Origin of the sequence: Arthrobacter sp. SLBN-83, assembly GCF_006715285.1 — a bacterium.
Classification (GTDB): Bacteria; Actinomycetota; Actinomycetes; order Actinomycetales; family Micrococcaceae; genus Arthrobacter.
Genome location: NZ_VFMX01000001.1, coordinates 1,076,489 through 1,090,731, shown reverse-complemented (window position 1 = coordinate 1,090,731; position 14,243 = coordinate 1,076,489). Strand labels below are relative to the sequence as shown.

14 protein-coding genes and 1 tRNA gene are annotated in these 14,243 nt (G+C 66.4%); 6 read left to right on the top strand and 9 right to left on the bottom strand.

The features are described from left to right. Positions 1–47: 47 nt before the first annotated feature. The 3 genes from FBY30_RS04960 to FBY30_RS04950 form a co-directional block, all read right to left on the bottom strand. The gene (locus FBY30_RS04960) at positions 48–1,754 is read right to left on the bottom strand and encodes a sensor histidine kinase (protein WP_142131566.1); all 1,707 of its coding nucleotides are present in this window, start codon (positions 1,752–1,754) and stop codon (positions 48–50) included. 121 nt (positions 1,755–1,875) lie between these two features. Then, positions 1,876–3,249 (bottom strand): DNA repair protein RadA, encoded by a 1,374-nt coding sequence (radA, locus tag FBY30_RS04955; protein WP_142131564.1) that lies wholly within the window; start codon positions 3,247–3,249, stop codon positions 1,876–1,878. Between the two features lie 29 nt (positions 3,250–3,278). Continuing rightward, the gene (locus FBY30_RS04950; RefSeq protein WP_142131562.1) at positions 3,279–4,406 is read right to left on the bottom strand and encodes an FUSC family protein; all 1,128 of its coding nucleotides are present in this window, start codon (positions 4,404–4,406) and stop codon (positions 3,279–3,281) included. 250 nt (positions 4,407–4,656) lie between these two features. Here FBY30_RS04950 and pstS point away from each other — a divergent pair, with 250 nt between their 5' ends. The 5 genes from pstS to FBY30_RS04925 all read left to right on the top strand — a co-directional run bounded on the left by pstS (position 4,657) and on the right by FBY30_RS04925 (position 9,336). After that, positions 4,657–5,778 carry a phosphate ABC transporter substrate-binding protein PstS gene (pstS, locus tag FBY30_RS04945; RefSeq protein ID WP_142131560.1) on the top strand — a complete coding sequence of 374 codons (1,122 nt, stop codon included), beginning with the start codon at positions 4,657–4,659 and terminating at the stop codon, positions 5,776–5,778. A 103-nt stretch (positions 5,779–5,881) separates the two neighbouring features. Next, entirely contained in the window at positions 5,882–6,814 is a 933-nt protein-coding gene (gene pstC / locus FBY30_RS04940; RefSeq protein WP_142131558.1) for a phosphate ABC transporter permease subunit PstC, read from the top strand. Next, positions 6,815–7,927, top strand: coding sequence for a phosphate ABC transporter permease PstA (gene pstA / locus FBY30_RS04935; protein WP_142131556.1), 1,113 nt, complete (start codon positions 6,815–6,817; stop codon positions 7,925–7,927). Positions 7,928–8,005: 78 nt separating this feature from the next. Further along, complete coding sequence (pstB, locus tag FBY30_RS04930; RefSeq protein WP_018763202.1) at positions 8,006–8,785, top strand: phosphate ABC transporter ATP-binding protein PstB; 780 nt, start codon at positions 8,006–8,008, stop codon at positions 8,783–8,785. Between the two features lie 92 nt (positions 8,786–8,877). Beyond that, positions 8,878–9,336 (top strand): hypothetical protein, encoded by a 459-nt coding sequence (locus FBY30_RS04925; RefSeq protein WP_142131553.1) that lies wholly within the window; start codon positions 8,878–8,880, stop codon positions 9,334–9,336. Positions 9,337–9,456: 120 nt separating this feature from the next. Here FBY30_RS04925 and FBY30_RS04920 read toward each other — a convergent pair whose 3' ends face one another. From FBY30_RS04920 to FBY30_RS04905, 4 genes are all read right to left on the bottom strand, one after another. Beyond that, on the bottom strand, positions 9,457–9,864 hold the full coding sequence (locus FBY30_RS04920; protein WP_142131551.1) for a hypothetical protein: 408 nt from the start codon (positions 9,862–9,864) through the stop codon (positions 9,457–9,459). 180 nt (positions 9,865–10,044) lie between these two features. Then, positions 10,045–11,055 carry an inorganic phosphate transporter gene (locus FBY30_RS04915; protein ID WP_142131549.1) on the bottom strand — a complete coding sequence of 337 codons (1,011 nt, stop codon included), beginning with the start codon at positions 11,053–11,055 and terminating at the stop codon, positions 10,045–10,047. A 1-nt stretch (position 11,056) separates the two neighbouring features. Next, positions 11,057–11,674, bottom strand: coding sequence for a DUF47 domain-containing protein (locus FBY30_RS04910; RefSeq protein ID WP_142131547.1), 618 nt, complete (start codon positions 11,672–11,674; stop codon positions 11,057–11,059). A 325-nt stretch (positions 11,675–11,999) separates the two neighbouring features. Next, the gene (locus FBY30_RS04905; protein ID WP_142131545.1) at positions 12,000–12,659 is read right to left on the bottom strand and encodes a hypothetical protein; all 660 of its coding nucleotides are present in this window, start codon (positions 12,657–12,659) and stop codon (positions 12,000–12,002) included. Positions 12,660–12,869: 210 nt separating this feature from the next. On the opposite strand from FBY30_RS04905, the gene FBY30_RS04900 reads away from it, so the two are divergent. After that, positions 12,870–12,945 (top strand) — tRNA-Lys (locus FBY30_RS04900). Positions 12,946–13,229: 284 nt separating this feature from the next. Here the strand turns inward: FBY30_RS04900 and FBY30_RS04895 are convergent. Next, a complete protein-coding gene (locus tag FBY30_RS04895) occupies positions 13,230–13,829 on the bottom strand; it encodes a M23 family metallopeptidase (protein ID WP_235009341.1) in 600 nt (199 codons plus the stop codon). Between the two features lie 34 nt (positions 13,830–13,863). Next, positions 13,864–14,205, bottom strand: coding sequence for a YciI family protein (locus FBY30_RS04890; RefSeq protein WP_142131541.1), 342 nt, complete (start codon positions 14,203–14,205; stop codon positions 13,864–13,866). Between the last annotated feature and the right edge of the window lie 38 nt (positions 14,206–14,243).

The following is a 14,243-nucleotide window of genomic DNA, read 5'->3' as shown; positions in this document are numbered from 1 at the left end:
ACCTTTAGCGGACCTCCGCCCGCCGCGGGGATCCACCGGGAACCCGCTCAGGATGCCGGCAGGATGAAGGTTACGGTGGTGCCCACCCCGGGCGCACTGTCCAGGCTGATTGATCCTCCATGGCCCTCAATGATGGTCTTGCTGACGGACAGTCCCAGGCCTGCCCCGGGGATGGCTGTTTCACGTGAGCGTGCGGCACGGAAGAACTTGGTGAACGCCTGTTCCTGTTCCTCCCCGGTCATCCCCAGGCCGGTGTCCCTGATGGTGCAGACCAGGCCTGCTCCGTTGCGGTAGGCCGTGGCGGTGACCAGGCCGCTGTCGGGGGAGTACTTGATTGCGTTCGAGAGCAGGTTCCGGATCACCTGGCTGATCCGCTTTGGGTCCATCCTGCCGGGCAGCGGCTGCTCCGCATCGAGCGCCAGCTGCAGCCCGCTGCCGGCCGCCTTGGGCAGGACTGCATCGACCTCGACGGCGAGCAACCGGGCCAGGTCAGTCTCCTCCAAAGACAGGTCAATCCGCTCGGACGCCACTGCGATCAGGTCGTTGACCAGGTTCAGCAGGTGCTCCGCATTGCGGCGGACTACCAGGAGCTCTTCCTGGATCTCCTCATGCCCGGGCTCATCCAGGACCAGTTCGAGGTAGCCGAGGATTGAGGTGAGCGGGGTCCGGAGTTCGTGCGAGACAGTGGCAACGAAATTGTCTTTCGCCGCCAGCGCGCTGATCAGGCTGGTGACGTCCACGAACGTGATCACGGCACCGCCCTCCTGCCCGCCGGCCGGAGGGAAAGACTGCGAGCTTACGGAGTAGGCGCGCTGGCGGTCGGCAGGACCTGCCCAATACAGCTCGTCCGTGAACGCTTCCCCGGCGGCGGCGCGGGCCGCGGGAAGCAGGCCGGCTGTGACAGGGGTGGAGCGGTCTGCCGCCATGAGCAGCCCCGGCCCACCGGCAGGACGGCTTCCCCCCGTGGGCCCGACGACGTCTGCCAGGATGGGGTCCGACCGCATGGCCCTGTTGGCCAGGACGGTGCCTCCCTTGGTGTCCACCACCCAAACGCCGACTCCGACGGCCTTGAGTACTGCGTCGAGGAGGCTTTGCCGGCGGACGCTTTCGTCTAGGGTCCGTGCCATGTCGTGCTCGTTTTCGACCAAAGTCATGCGCTGGCGGCGGATGGTGGTTGCCACTACGTGCGCCGTGACCGCAATGACGGACATGACCAAGGGGAGTATCAGTGTGCGGATCATCGATCCGCCCGCAGGCGGAGCGCCTTGCAGCGCCGCGGGAGCAACGATGCTGAGGATGGTCCCTCCAATGGCAAGGGCAGGCATGTAGGGCCGGACCTGCGCAGAGAGCCAGATGACGGGGAACACCAGCATCACGCTCAGCACACTGAACGTGGGGCCGCCCGCCTGCCGGGTGAGCCCGATGGCAATGCAATCCAGGAGCGGGACCACGGCAAACGCCCCGGCCGGCACCCGGCCCCACGGCACGCCGACGCACAGTGCGGCAATCGCCAGGTGGAACACCAGGGCCGCCACGAACATACTGTTGGTGAATGTTTCAGGGCTGAAAGCAACCGTTGCTGCCAACACAAGGGCCATGGCCAACGTGACCGGCGATTGGGCAGCCACCACCCGCATGCGGGCGCTGAAGCTCCCGAACAGTCCGTCAAGCCGGTCCGACACGACCGGCTGCACCGGTGCCCTGCGTGCATGGCCCGCTTCTTCGGCGGTGCCCTGCTGTTCCTGGATTACCAAGCTTCCCCCAGCACAGAAATGTAAGCCTCCGTCTGCGGGAAGGCTCCCACTCACAGTACCCCGACCTGGAGCACCATTTGCCAAGCACAGCGGCCAGCTACCGCCCGAAAAGCCGGGGCTGCTAACCGATCAGGAGGCTGAGCGCCTCCGTGAGGTGTTCCACTTCACGGACGGAGAACCCCGGGGGCACCGGGCCCGGACCGGTGTGGCTGGCCGGAACCACGGCGTGGGTGAATCCCAGCCGGTGGGCCTCCTGGATGCGCTGGTTGATGCCTGGCACCGGCCGGACCTCGCCGGCCAGCCCCACTTCCCCAAAGGCGATCAGCCGGATGGGCAGGGGCTTGCGGGCTTTGGCCGACGCCACGGCAAGGGCAACTGCAAGGTCAGTGGCGGGCTCGCTGAGCTTCACCCCGCCAACGGTGGCGACGTACGAATCGTCCTTGTGCAGCAGGGTTCCGGCCCGCTGCTGCAGCACGGCCAGGAGCATGGACACGCGGGAACTGTCCAGGCCGCTGGTGGCCCGTCGGGGCTGCGAGTTGGGGCTTTCGGCCAGCAGCGACTGCACCTCGGCCAGCAGGGGACGCCGCCCTTCCATGGTGACGGTGATGCAGGTCCCTGATACCGGGTCCTTGGTGCGGCTGACGAACAGGCCGCTGGGATCGGCCAGGCCCTCAATGCCGTTCTCGTTCAGGTCGAAGCAGCCCACGTCGTCGGTGGGCCCGTACCGGTTCTTGACCGCCCGGAGCAGCCGCAGCCTCGAATGCCGCTCGCCCTCGAACTGGCACACCACATCCACCAGGTGTTCCAGCAGCCGCGGCCCCGCGATGGACCCGTCCTTGGTGACGTGCCCCACCAGCAGGGTGGTCATGTTCCGCCGCTTGGCCGCGGCAATGATGGAAGCCGCCACTTCGCGCACCTGGGACACGCCACCGGCACTGCCGTCCACGTCCGCGCTGCTCAGGGTTTGTACCGAGTCCACGATCAGCAGCCGCGGCTCGATCTTCTCCACCTGCCCCAGCGCCTGGCCAAGATCGGTCTCCGCGGACAGATACAGGGATTCGGCCACGGCGTCGATCCGCTCCGCGCGTAGCTTCACCTGCGCGGCCGATTCTTCACCCGTGACGTAAAGGACGTCCTGGGCAGTCCGCGCGAATTTGGCGGCGACGTCCAGCAGGAGCGTGGATTTGCCCACGCCCGGCTCACCGGCCAGCAGGATGACGGCGCCCGGAACCAGTCCTCCGCCCAGCACCCGGTCCAGTTCGTCCACTCCGGTGGGCAGGAAGGCGGCCGTGGTGGCGTCCACGTCCGCAATCCGCCGTGCCGGCTCCACGACTGTTGTGGCCGCCGTCGTCCGGGCCACCGCGGTGCCTGTTTCCTCAACGGTGCCCCAGGCCTGGCACTCGCCGCAGCGGCCCACCCACTTGACCGTGGTCCAGCCGCATTCGGCGCATTTGTACGCAGGCGCTTTGGACGCCCGGGAAGTCTTTGTTGCCATGTCTTAAACCCTAGTGGCGGGCACCGACACTACAGTGCGGGCAGCACGTCCCGGGCCTCGTCCGCGTCCATCCCGGTGGCCTCCAGCAGGTCCACCATCAGCGGCCGGAACAGCATGACCACCGTTTCGCCCTCCAGCCGCTGCACCTCCAGGAGCTTGGGATGCAGGCGAAGGGCGATCTCGCTCAGGTCGCGCCGGGCGGTGCGCAGGTGGGCGCGGCGGACGCCGTCGTGCGATTCCGCAAGGCCCAGTGACAGCTCATCAATCGCGGCAGCGGTCTCCTGCAGCACCCCGGCGATGCTGTCCGTCGCCTCGTCGGACAGCGCCGCATTGTTGATGGCACTGGTCAGCCGGCGCGCAAAAACCCGGCTGTTCCGCAGTGCCAGGTCAATGAAATCCAGGGACTGCTTGAGCCGGTCCAGCTCATCCCGGTGCCGGCGGTAGGCGGGCGCCAGGGTGGCAACCTCCCCAGAGGCGCGGAGCGACTGGCGCATTGCATCGACCAGCGGTTGGCAGTTGCGGCCCCGGATGAGGGCATGCCACGCCTGGCTGGAATCACTGTTGACCATGGCATCGGCGCACTCCCGGAGCACCTCCGCCAGCTCATGGAGCAGCTTCTGGACGTCCCTGCGAGGCTCCCGGCGCGGATCCTTGGGCATCAGGATGGTCACCAGCAGCGCGCAAACTCCACCCACCACGGCGTCGATGCTCCGGGTGAACGGGCCACCCGCCGGCGCCGGCAGCAACACCACAAGCACCGACTGCAGGGCCAGTTGGGTGGTAAAGATGACACCGCTGTCCAGGAAGCGGGCCAGCAGGATGGAGAAAAGAAGGACGACGGCGGCCTGCCAGATTCCGCTGCCCAGCCAGTGCAGGAGAAGATCACCCACGGCAATCCCGATGGTGCAGCCCAGGCCCACCTCCACTACCCGCCGCAGCCGCGGCTCGCGGGAAAAACCAAGGGCGATGAGGGACGACGTGGCCGCAAAAAGCGGTCCCGTGTGCCCCAGGACGTACTCGGCGAAGGCGTAGGCCGCCACTGCGCAGACGGTCATCTGGAGTGCTGGAATGAGGGAATTCCGGCTGCGGATCAGCCCGGTGCGGATGCGGCCATGCAGGAACCGTTTGCCTGCTGAAAGTCCTGCTGCTGGAGCCATGCCGTTCAGTCTATTTGCTGTCCGGTCCTGCACTTCGTGACGCCACTACGGCCGGACCTGTGATCCGCGCAATGGTGACCCGGCATTTGTCAGCCAATATCCCGCCGTCGTTAATCCTCCGTTCACTTTGGACAGCCCATCCCGTTACCTGCGGCCCATAACTTTCTTGAAGGTACACAACGTACGCATCGCGCAGCAGGGTTCTCCGTCCCTGTCCCGCACCTGAATAACCCTGGAAGGGGTACATCTAGTGAAGGCACTCCGCTTCGGCCGCCACGCGGCTATTGCTGTTATCGCAGCCGGCGCACTCGCGCTCAGCGCCTGCGGTTCAGACAACGCCACTGGCACCGCTCCTGCCGGCAATCAGTCCGCCGGCGGCACCAAGGTCACCGGCACCCTGACCGGCATTGGTTCCTCCGCCCAGGGCGCTGCCATGGACGCCTGGAAGACCAACTTCGCTTCCGCCAACTCCGGCGCCAGCGTGCAGTACTCGCCGGACGGCTCCGGCGCGGGCCGCAAAGCCATCCTGGACGGCTCGGCCCAGTTCGCTGGCTCCGACGCCTACCTGAAGGATGACGAATACGCGTCCTCCAAGTCCGTCTGCGGCCCCGAGGGCGCCATCAACGTCCCGGTCTACATCTCCCCGATCGCCGTGGCCTTCAACGTTCCCGGCGTCACCGACCTGAAGCTGGACGCCCCAACCGTGGCCAAGATCTTCCGCGGCCAGATCGCCAAGTGGAACGATCCCGCGATCGCCGCCCTGAACGCCGGCGTCTCGCTGCCCGACCTGAAGGTCACGCCGGTGAACCGCTCCGACGACTCCGGCACCACCCAGAACTTCACCGACTACCTGGCCGCAGCGGCACCCGAGGTCTGGACCGACAAGGCTGCCGGCGTCTGGCCCGCCAGCCTCCAGGGTGAAAATGCCAAGGGAACTTCCGGCGTGGTCAAGACCGTCACTGACACCCCCGGCGCCGTGACCTACGCTGACGACTCGGCCGTGAGCGGCAAGCTCGGCGTGGCCCAGATCAAGGTGGGCGATTCCTTCACCAAGATCTCCGCCGACGCCGCCGCCAAGGCCGTGGACGCAGGCAAGCCGGTTGAAGGCCGCGCCGCCAACGACCTCTCCATCAAGCTGGACCGCAAGACCACCATCGCCGGCGCCTACCCGATCGTCCTGGTCTCCTTCCACGTCCTGTGCAGCACCTATGACAAGCAGGAGACCGTTGACCTGGTCAAGGCCTTCGAGCACTACGTAGTTTCCGCAGAGGGCCAGAAGGCCGCGGCTGAGTCGGCCAAGTCCGCCCCGCTGTCCTCGGACCTCGCCGCAAAGGCTGCCAAGGCCATCGACTCGATCAAGGTCAAATCCTAGCCGACGCTGCAAAACCGGGTTCCCCGCCTGCCGGAAGGCAGTGCGGGGAACTTGGCTTTGCGCCCCGCCTCCTCAATCCAGCAACGAATCGAAGGGCCGTCGAATGACCGCCACCTCCTTGACCAGTACCCAGGGCGCCGGACGCGCCGGGGACAAAGTCTTTTCCGGCGCCGCGCTGGCAGCCGGGTGCCTGATCCTCGCCGTCCTCTTCGGCGTCGCTCTCTTCCTGGTAGTCCAGGCAATTCCCGCGCTGACCGCGCCCGCGGACAAGATCCAGGGCGGCCAGGGCTTTTTCGCCTACATCTGGCCCATCGTGATCGGCACCCTGATCGCCGCCGTCATCGCGCTGGTGATAGCCACCCCCATCGCCATCGGCGTGGCGCTGTTCATCTCCCACTTCGCACCCCGTGGCCTGGCCTCCGGACTCGGCTACGTGGTGGACCTGCTGGCCGCCATTCCCTCCGTGGTCTACGGCGCTTGGGGTGCGGCCTTCCTGGCCAAGGAAATCTCGCCCGCCTACGGCTGGCTCGCGGCGAACATGGGCTGGCTGCCCATCTTCGAGGGTCCGGCGTCCACCACCGGCAAGACCATCCTCACCGCCGGCATTGTCCTGGCCGTCATGGTCCTGCCGATCATCACCTCGCTGTCGCGCGAGATCTTCCTGCAGACCCCCAAGCTGCATGAGGAAGCGGCGCTGGCGCTCGGCGCCACCCGCTGGGAAATGATCAAGATGGCCGTGCTGCCCTTCGCCCGCCCGGGCATCATCAGTGCCGTCATGCTGGGCCTGGGCCGTGCGCTGGGCGAGACCATGGCGGTGGCCCTGGTGCTCTCCTCGGGTGCACTGACTGCCAGCCTGATCCAGTCCGGAAACCAGACCATCGCTGCCGAGATCGCCCTGAACTTCCCGGAAGCCAGCGGCATCAAGGTCAGCACCCTGATCGCCGCCGGCCTGGTGCTGTTCATCATCACCCTGGCCGTGAACATGATCGCGCGCTGGGTCATCACCCGGCACAAAGAATTTTCGGGAGCCAACTAAATGACCTCCACGCTTACCCCCGTCCGCAGCAAGCGGTCGGCACTGACCAAGGGCCAGCTGCCCAAGTACGCACCATACGCAGTGCTCGGTGCGGCCCTGATCGCCGGCGCTGCCATCATGGCCCTGATCGGCTTCAACCCGTTTGGCTGGGGCGTGGTTTCCGCGATCCTGTTCGCGATCGGCCTGGTGTCCTGGAGCGCGGCCGTGGAGGGCTCCCGCAAGGCAAAGGACAAGCTGGCCACCTGCCTGGTGGTGGGCTCGTTCCTCGTGGCGCTGCTGCCGCTGGTTTCGGTCATCTGGACCGTGCTGGTCAACGGCATCCCAGGGCTTCTCGATCCCGGATTCCTCACCACCTCGATGAACGGCGTGACCGGTGCCTTCGACAACAAGTCCGTGGAGAGCGGCGCCCCCGTGGTGGGCGGCATTTACCATGCCATCCTAGGTACCGTGCAGATCACGCTGCTGGCCACGGTGATCTCCGTCCCCGTGGGGCTGCTTACCGCCATCTACCTGGTGGAGTACGGCCAGAATGGACGACTGGCCAGGGCCATCACGTTCTTCGTGGATGTCATGACCGGCATCCCCTCCATTGTGGCCGGCCTGTTCGCGGCCGCATTCTTCTTCGCGGTGGTGGGCCCCGGCACCAAGACCGGCGCGGTGGCCGCCGTCGCGCTTTCGGTGCTGATGATCCCCGTGGTGGTCCGCTCCAGCGAGGAAATGCTCAAGATCGTCCCCAACGAACTCCGCGAGGCCGCGTACGCCCTGGGCGTGCGCAAGTGGCGGACCATCCTCAAGGTGGTTATCCCGACGGCGATCTCCGGCATCGCGTCCGGCGTCACCCTGGCAATCGCCCGGGTGATCGGCGAGACGGCGCCCATCCTGGTCACCGCCGGCTTTGCCACCAGCATCAACTCGAACGTGTTCGGCGGCTGGATGGCCTCGCTGCCCACCTTCATCTACACCCAGATCCTCAACCCCACCTCGCCTTCCAACCCGGACCCGTCCTCGCAGCGGGCATGGGGAGCGGCGCTGGTGCTGATCATCCTGGTGATGGTCTTGAACCTGGTGGCACGCCTGATCGCCAGGATCTTCGCTCCCAAAACGGGCCGGTAAGCAGCACCCCGTCCCGCCTTCCGCCCCTCCGCGGCGGAACCTAGACTTCAACCCATACCCAGTAAGTGAAGGAACACCATGTCTAAGCGCATCGACGTCAAGGACCTGAACGTGTACTACGGCGATTTCCTCGCCGTGGAGGACGTCAGCATCAACATCGAGGCCAAGTCCGTCACCGCGTTCATCGGTCCGTCCGGCTGCGGAAAGTCCACCTTCCTGCGCACCCTGAACCGCATGCACGAGGTAATCCCCGGCGCACGCGTCGAGGGCGAGGTCCTGCTCGACGGCGACAACCTGTACGGCCCCGGCGTGGACCCCGTGACCGTGCGCTCGCAGATCGGCATGGTCTTCCAGCGGCCCAACCCGTTCCCCACCATGTCCATCCGGGACAACGTGCTGGCGGGCGTGAAGCTGAACAACAAGAAGATTTCCAAGGGCGAGGCCGACGTCCTGGTGGAGCGCTCGCTCAAGGGCGCCAACCTGTGGAACGAGGTCAAGGACCGGCTGGAGAAGCCCGGCTCCGGCCTCTCCGGCGGCCAGCAGCAGCGCCTCTGCATTGCCCGCGCCATCGCAGTGGAGCCGCAGGTGATCCTAATGGACGAGCCGTGCTCCGCCCTGGACCCCATCTCCACCCTGGCCATCGAGGACCTCATCAATGAGCTCAAGGACCAGTACACGGTGGTGATCGTTACCCACAACATGCAGCAGGCCGCGCGTGTGTCGGACAAGACGGCATTCTTCAACATCGCGGGCACCGGCAAGCCGGGCAAGCTGATCGAATACGGCGACACCCACACCATTTTCAGCAACCCGGTCCAGAAGGCCACCGAGGACTACGTTTCCGGTCGCTTCGGGTAAGCCGGGCTCCTGTTGGCGCTCTACGCAATCATTTAGTACGCTCAACTAGATACTTACGGAACTAGTAGTAAGCCAGCTTAAGGAGTTTTGCCATGACGCAGACGGCGAGCAGCCCTCTGGGCCCCCAGCTTACGGTTTCCGTACCGGCGGTGGACGCAGGCGCAACGGTACAGGACGCGGTCCTGCCCGATCTCGGGTTCCCGGATTCCGTACTGCCTGACCCCGTCCTGCCGGCGGAGGGTTTTGCCGCTGCGGCCGGCTTGGCCGGACCCCTCGCGGCCGGGCCCTTGGCCCCGGAACTCGAACCCCACCTTGCCGTCGCTGCCGAGGAGGAGGACGTCCTCTCCGTTGTCTGGCGGGCCAGTTCGCTCGTAGAAAGCATGCAGTGGGAACTGGACAATGCCCAGGAGTCCCTGCGGCAGGCAGTCCGGGCAGCTTCCACTGCTGGAATTGCGCAGGATGAGCTCTGTTCAGCCGCGAACCTGACGCCGGAAGAGCTTGCAGCCGTCCTTCTGGCCGCGCCGGGCGGCCCGGCGGCCATCAAGCTCTAGCCAAGAGCTAAGCTCCCTCGGCAAAACCTCGCGCCGAAACCGCGACTCATTGCGAACGGGCTGCCCCTGCGCAGCGAGCCCGACTGTCACTGCGCAGGCCCGTACAGCCTGTCGGCGCTGTCACTCCGGGACTTCCAGCTGGAACCCGCAGTGGCAGCGCAGCACCCGGGTGGGCAGGGACACCGCGTTGAGGCTGCGGCCGGTCCTGCTGCTGCGGTAGCAGAGCCGCTCAACTTCGAACTCGGCCTCCTCCATGGGAAAACCGCAGTGGATGTAGTCGTCCCCGAAGATGACCACCTTGGCCATCCACCGGACCTGGTTCAGCGCAGCGGCGACGTCGGTAGCGTAGGCGGTGTGTTCCTGGAACAGGTTGCAGTCGTTGCAGGTGTAGGAGACCGTCACCAGGTCCCCACCCGCGGCGCCGATGGCCGTGATGGCGTGGATGGTCAGCTGGTGCTCGGTTCCACAGGCCTCGCACTGGGGCTGCCGGGGCTGTGGCAGGGGGCGCCGGGAATACTGGAAAGACATGACGCGTGCTCATTTCCGCGTGGTGCATCCAAGCCGCCGTGTTGCTGCAGCGGCGCTCATCCGCAGCCCTGCACACGGCGCGGACGCCGCTCCCCGGCACCATCGACCGGGGGCGCACTTTCGAATGTACGTCACGGCGGATTCCCTGTACAGGGGAGCCGGAGCCTGCGCCAACCCCGCCTAGACGGAGATGGGGGAGAGCGCCAGGGCCAGCACGAAGGCCAGGGCGCAGGTAACCAGGGGAGTCAGGGCCCAGAGCCACAGGATCCGGATGACCAGCTTCCGGTTGGTCACGGAGAAGTGCTGGTTTTCGCCGGCTCCCAGGGCTCCAGCGGTGACGGTGTGGGTGGTGGACAGCGGCCAGTGCAGCCCGATGGCGCCCACAAAGAGCATCAGCGCGCTGAAGGTCTGGGCCACGGAGCCGCGGAGGGGATCGATCCTGGTGATCTTGTAGCCGATGGTTTGCGAGATCCGCCAGCCGCCAAAAAGTGTTCCGGCCGTCATCATGACGGCGGAGAGTGCTGCCACCCAGGTGGGGATCCCGCCGTCGGAATAGCCTGCCGCCAGGAGGGCCAGCAGCAGCACGGCGCTGACGCGTTGCCCGTCCTGCAGGCCGTGGCCGAAGGCCACTGCACCGGCGGCAACAGCCTGGCCCCGGCGGAAGCGCTGGTTCACCACGTTGGGCTGGGTGTAGCGGGCCACCCACGTGGCCGGATACACCAGGAGGAAGGAGCCGCTGTAGGCCACCAGGGGAGACAGCACCAGCGGCAGGACCACCTGGAACAGCAGGGACTGGTCCACGCCGGCCACTCCCGGTCCGCCGATCGCCAAGCTGGCAAGGCCCGCGCCGGCAAGGCCGCCCACCAGGGCATGGGTGGATGAGGCCGGAATGCCGCGCCACCACATCAGCAGCCCCCAGGCGCAGGCGCTGGCCAGCCCGGCCACCAGGATGGTGAGGCCGTCGGCGCCGCTGGGAAGGTTGATCCAGGTCTGGCTTGCGGCGACGGCCAGCAGGGCGCTCAGGAGGGCCCCGACAAAGTTGAAGAACGCGGCAAGGAGCACGCCGACGCTGGGGGTGAGGGCACGGTTCCGCACGGCCAAGGCAACGGAGGTGGATGCATCGCGGAAGCCGTTCAGGAAGGCAAACGCCGCGGCCAGCAGGACCACCGCGCCGAAGATGACCGCTGCCACCTCAGGATTCCTTGACGATGATGCTGCCTACCTGGGTGGCCACCCGCCGCATGTCCTTGGTGACCTCCACCAACTGGTTGGCGATGTCCCGGTTGCGGGAGTACTGGGCCCACTTCATGTCCGCGATCATGTCCGCCACCCAGACGCGATGGGTCCGCTCGGCCCGTTTGGCGAGGCGGAGGATCTCGATCCAATAGTCCTCGAGGTCATCCAGGTCATTGAGCCTGCGCATTGCGTCCACGGTCAGTTCGGCCTGCCGGCTGATGATCTCGAGCTGGTCGGCGGCACGCTTGGGCAGGCGGTCCAGCTTGTACAGGGCCACCAGCTCCGCGGCGGCATCCATCTTCTCCATGGCCTCGTTTAGGTACCGGGACAGCGCATACATGTCTTCGCGGGGGAGGGGATTCACAAAGCTGCTGCGCATGTGGGTCAGCAGGGCGAAATGCAGTTCGGCGGACTTGGCCTCGATGTTGTGCATGTCCTCCACGAGCTTGGCGTGCTCGTCCGCGGGTACGCCAAGGATCTCGGCCAGGGTGGCACTGGCCAGCACGATCTGTTGTGCCATCTGCGAGAGCAGCTTCAGCCCTGCGGGCTCCTGGGGAAAAAGGCGCAGCTTCACGTATTTACCGGTCTCCGGGGACTTATCAAGGCGGGGTTGCTGCGGTGTGACTTGACGCCGGCGGGCAACTGTCGCTTACTCTACCGGCCCGTAGCAGCACCCTCTGAATCGGCCACCTGGATGAGGGCAGAAAAATGGTGCCGAACCGGATACGCCTCTCGGCGGTAGGCCGCTCTAGGCGGCTAATTGTTGAAGCCCGGGGGTTTCGCGGCTCGGCACCGGTTTCAGTCTTCTACTTCACCCGGCCCAAGTCAATCTTGACAGCGGGGGCCCGGTGCCTGCCGGAAAATCCGGGTTTCGGGCAAAGGCCGCCGGAAAAGAGGACTCAGTCCAGCTCGCCCAGGCGCCACGCGTTGGCGGCGTGTTCCAGGTCCTCGGCGGTCTTCACCAGTTGGTGCGAGTTCCGCGTCAGCTTGCTGGCATGTGCCTCGTTGGCATGCTCGGCACCGTCTGCGAGGGTGGCCTGGCCGAGCGCCACCACGCGGCAGAAGGCGGCGGAACGTTCCAGCGCCACGTCGAAATCGCCGTCGAATGCGCCGGAGAGGATGGCATCGGCCATGGTGCGCATTTCGTCAGCGCCCGGCGGCTCGGCGGCCCCGGCCACCACATTGGAGACCTGGGCGGTGTCCCTGCCGGCACGGAAGTACACGGAGATGCGCTCCGGGTCCTGGACGGTGGCGGCGCGGAGGGCGTAGAGGCGCCAGAGCGCGCCGGGAAGGGAACGCGCGGGGCTTTCGGCCCACATTTCGGCAATGGCGTCCAGGCCCTGTTCGTCGGCGAGCCGCACCAGGCGTTCGGTGATTTGGGGGTCGTCGCTGTCGCGGCCGTGGCGGACCAGGGCCTGGGCGGCGAGGTGGGCGGCCTCGGATACGCGTGCGGGATCAGCGCCGCCGGCGAAGGGCTCGAAGTCCATCGGTGCGAAAGGCTTGGGCTTGTGGTGCCGGTTGCTGCCGCCGTACGGACTGGTCCCTGCTTGCTCGCTCATGCCCCCACGCTACTCCTGTGCCGCAGTGGAAATCGAGCACGTTTGCGATCGTCCCGTTCCGGGCAAAAGGGCCTTCACCAGTCGCTTCAGGCGCACGACGGCGGCTCCCGGAACAGGTGCGAAAGACGCCGGAACCATGGGTTAGAGTATTAACGTCCAGAAATGGATTGGGCCGGACGGGCGGACACAACGTGTTTGGCTGGCTGGCAGGGGCCTTTAGCTCAGTTGGTAGAGCATCGGACTTTTAATCCGTGGGTCGTGGGTTCGAGCCCCACAGGGCCCACCATTTACGCAGGTCAGCGGCATGCAGCCGCTGGCCTGCCGGTGTCTTAGGACCTTGAACCAATCAAACCCCCTGTGCAGTGCCCCATCCCGCCGGGGTGTCGACTGGAAAAGTAGCATTTGCCCTACTACTTTTAGGGAAGCAGGAACGCACGTCCCCCCAATGTGCGGAGCAGCTAAAGGAAAGACCCTCACGGATCGTGTCAAGGACGTGGGGGTCTTTCCGCTTCAGGGAGGCAGGGTCAAGAAGACGGCTCCTTGGGCGGACAGCCTTTGCACAGGCGGCCCTTAAAGTGCCAGTACGGTCCCGTTCCTGGGCAGCCCGCCGGGAAACGTGATGGGAACCGCGGAAGCCTGTTCCGGATCGGGGCCGTCCATGGCCTGCACGTGCAGGTGCGGTTCGGTGCTGTTGCCGGAGTTGCCGCACGCTCCCAGCACTTCGCCGCACTCAACCCATTGCCCCGGCCGGACCCGGACGCTTCCCCGCTTGAGATGGCACAGCGAGACGAACAAGCCCGCGCTCTCGATCATCACGTGGTTGCCGGCCAGGCCCAGCCACCCTTCCCGGACACGCCTGGCCTGGGTGGCGGCATAGCCGATTGAAGGGAGGCCGCGGAAGGCGGCATGGTCAGTCTCGCCATCGTGGGCGGCGCACACCAGACCGGACACCGGCGCCTGGACTGCCCTGCCGAAACCGGCGAAGTGCTCCGGCGGCTCCGGCCGGACCAGCGACGCCAGGGTGAACCGCGCAGAACGCCCGTTCCGGTCCACCGGCGTGAAGTCGATGGCGTAGCTCGTGCCCAAAAGCCGCGTCCCATGGCTGGGGACCCGGTCCGCGGGGGAGTTCTGCACCAGCCAGGCACCCGTGAACGGATACTGCAGTTCCACTATTACTCCAGGTCCAGGCGGCCGGGTTCAGCGTTCAGCTGGCGGGGTCGTACTGGAACGCCCGCACTTCCTGGGCGCAGCGGCAGGCGGCGGCGATCTTCGCGGCCCAGTGCAGCGCAGCGTCATAGCTGGGCAGCTCCAGCACTGTGTAGCCCCCTTCCAGCTGCGCCGTCTGCGGGTAGGTGCCTTCCGTGACGGTTCCGCCGCCGTCGACCATAACCGGCCGGACGCTCTCGTCGATGCCGCCGCCGAACACCCAGACGCCGGTGTCCTTTGCCTCCTGCACCACCGCATGGGCGGCGTCGGCAACCTCCTGCAGGCCGCCGTCGGGGATGTCCATCACGCCGCTGGGAAACGAGATCAGGTACTTGGTCATTGGGCCGGCTCCTTCGTTGCAGACGCGGATGGCCTTCA

What these genes read in the sequence shown, in the direction of transcription:
- radA (WP_142131564.1), bottom strand. Translation starts at nt 3,249, where the DNA reads ATGGCAACAAAGACTTCCCGGGCGTCCAAAGCGCCTGCGTACAAATGC.
- FBY30_RS04950 (WP_142131562.1), bottom strand. Translation starts at nt 4,406, where the DNA reads ATGGCTCCAGCAGCAGGACTTTCAGCAGGCAAACGGTTCCTGCATGGC.
- pstC (WP_142131558.1), top strand. Translation starts at nt 5,882, where the DNA reads ATGACCGCCACCTCCTTGACCAGTACCCAGGGCGCCGGACGCGCCGGG.
- pstA (WP_142131556.1), top strand. Translation starts at nt 6,815, where the DNA reads ATGACCTCCACGCTTACCCCCGTCCGCAGCAAGCGGTCGGCACTGACC.
- pstB (WP_018763202.1), top strand. Translation starts at nt 8,006, where the DNA reads ATGTCTAAGCGCATCGACGTCAAGGACCTGAACGTGTACTACGGCGAT.
- FBY30_RS04925 (WP_142131553.1), top strand. Translation starts at nt 8,878, where the DNA reads ATGACGCAGACGGCGAGCAGCCCTCTGGGCCCCCAGCTTACGGTTTCC.
- FBY30_RS04920 (WP_142131551.1), bottom strand. Translation starts at nt 9,864, where the DNA reads ATGTCTTTCCAGTATTCCCGGCGCCCCCTGCCACAGCCCCGGCAGCCC.
- FBY30_RS04905 (WP_142131545.1), bottom strand. Translation starts at nt 12,659, where the DNA reads ATGAGCGAGCAAGCAGGGACCAGTCCGTACGGCGGCAGCAACCGGCAC.
- FBY30_RS04890 (WP_142131541.1), bottom strand. Translation starts at nt 14,205, where the DNA reads ATGACCAAGTACCTGATCTCGTTTCCCAGCGGCGTGATGGACATCCCC.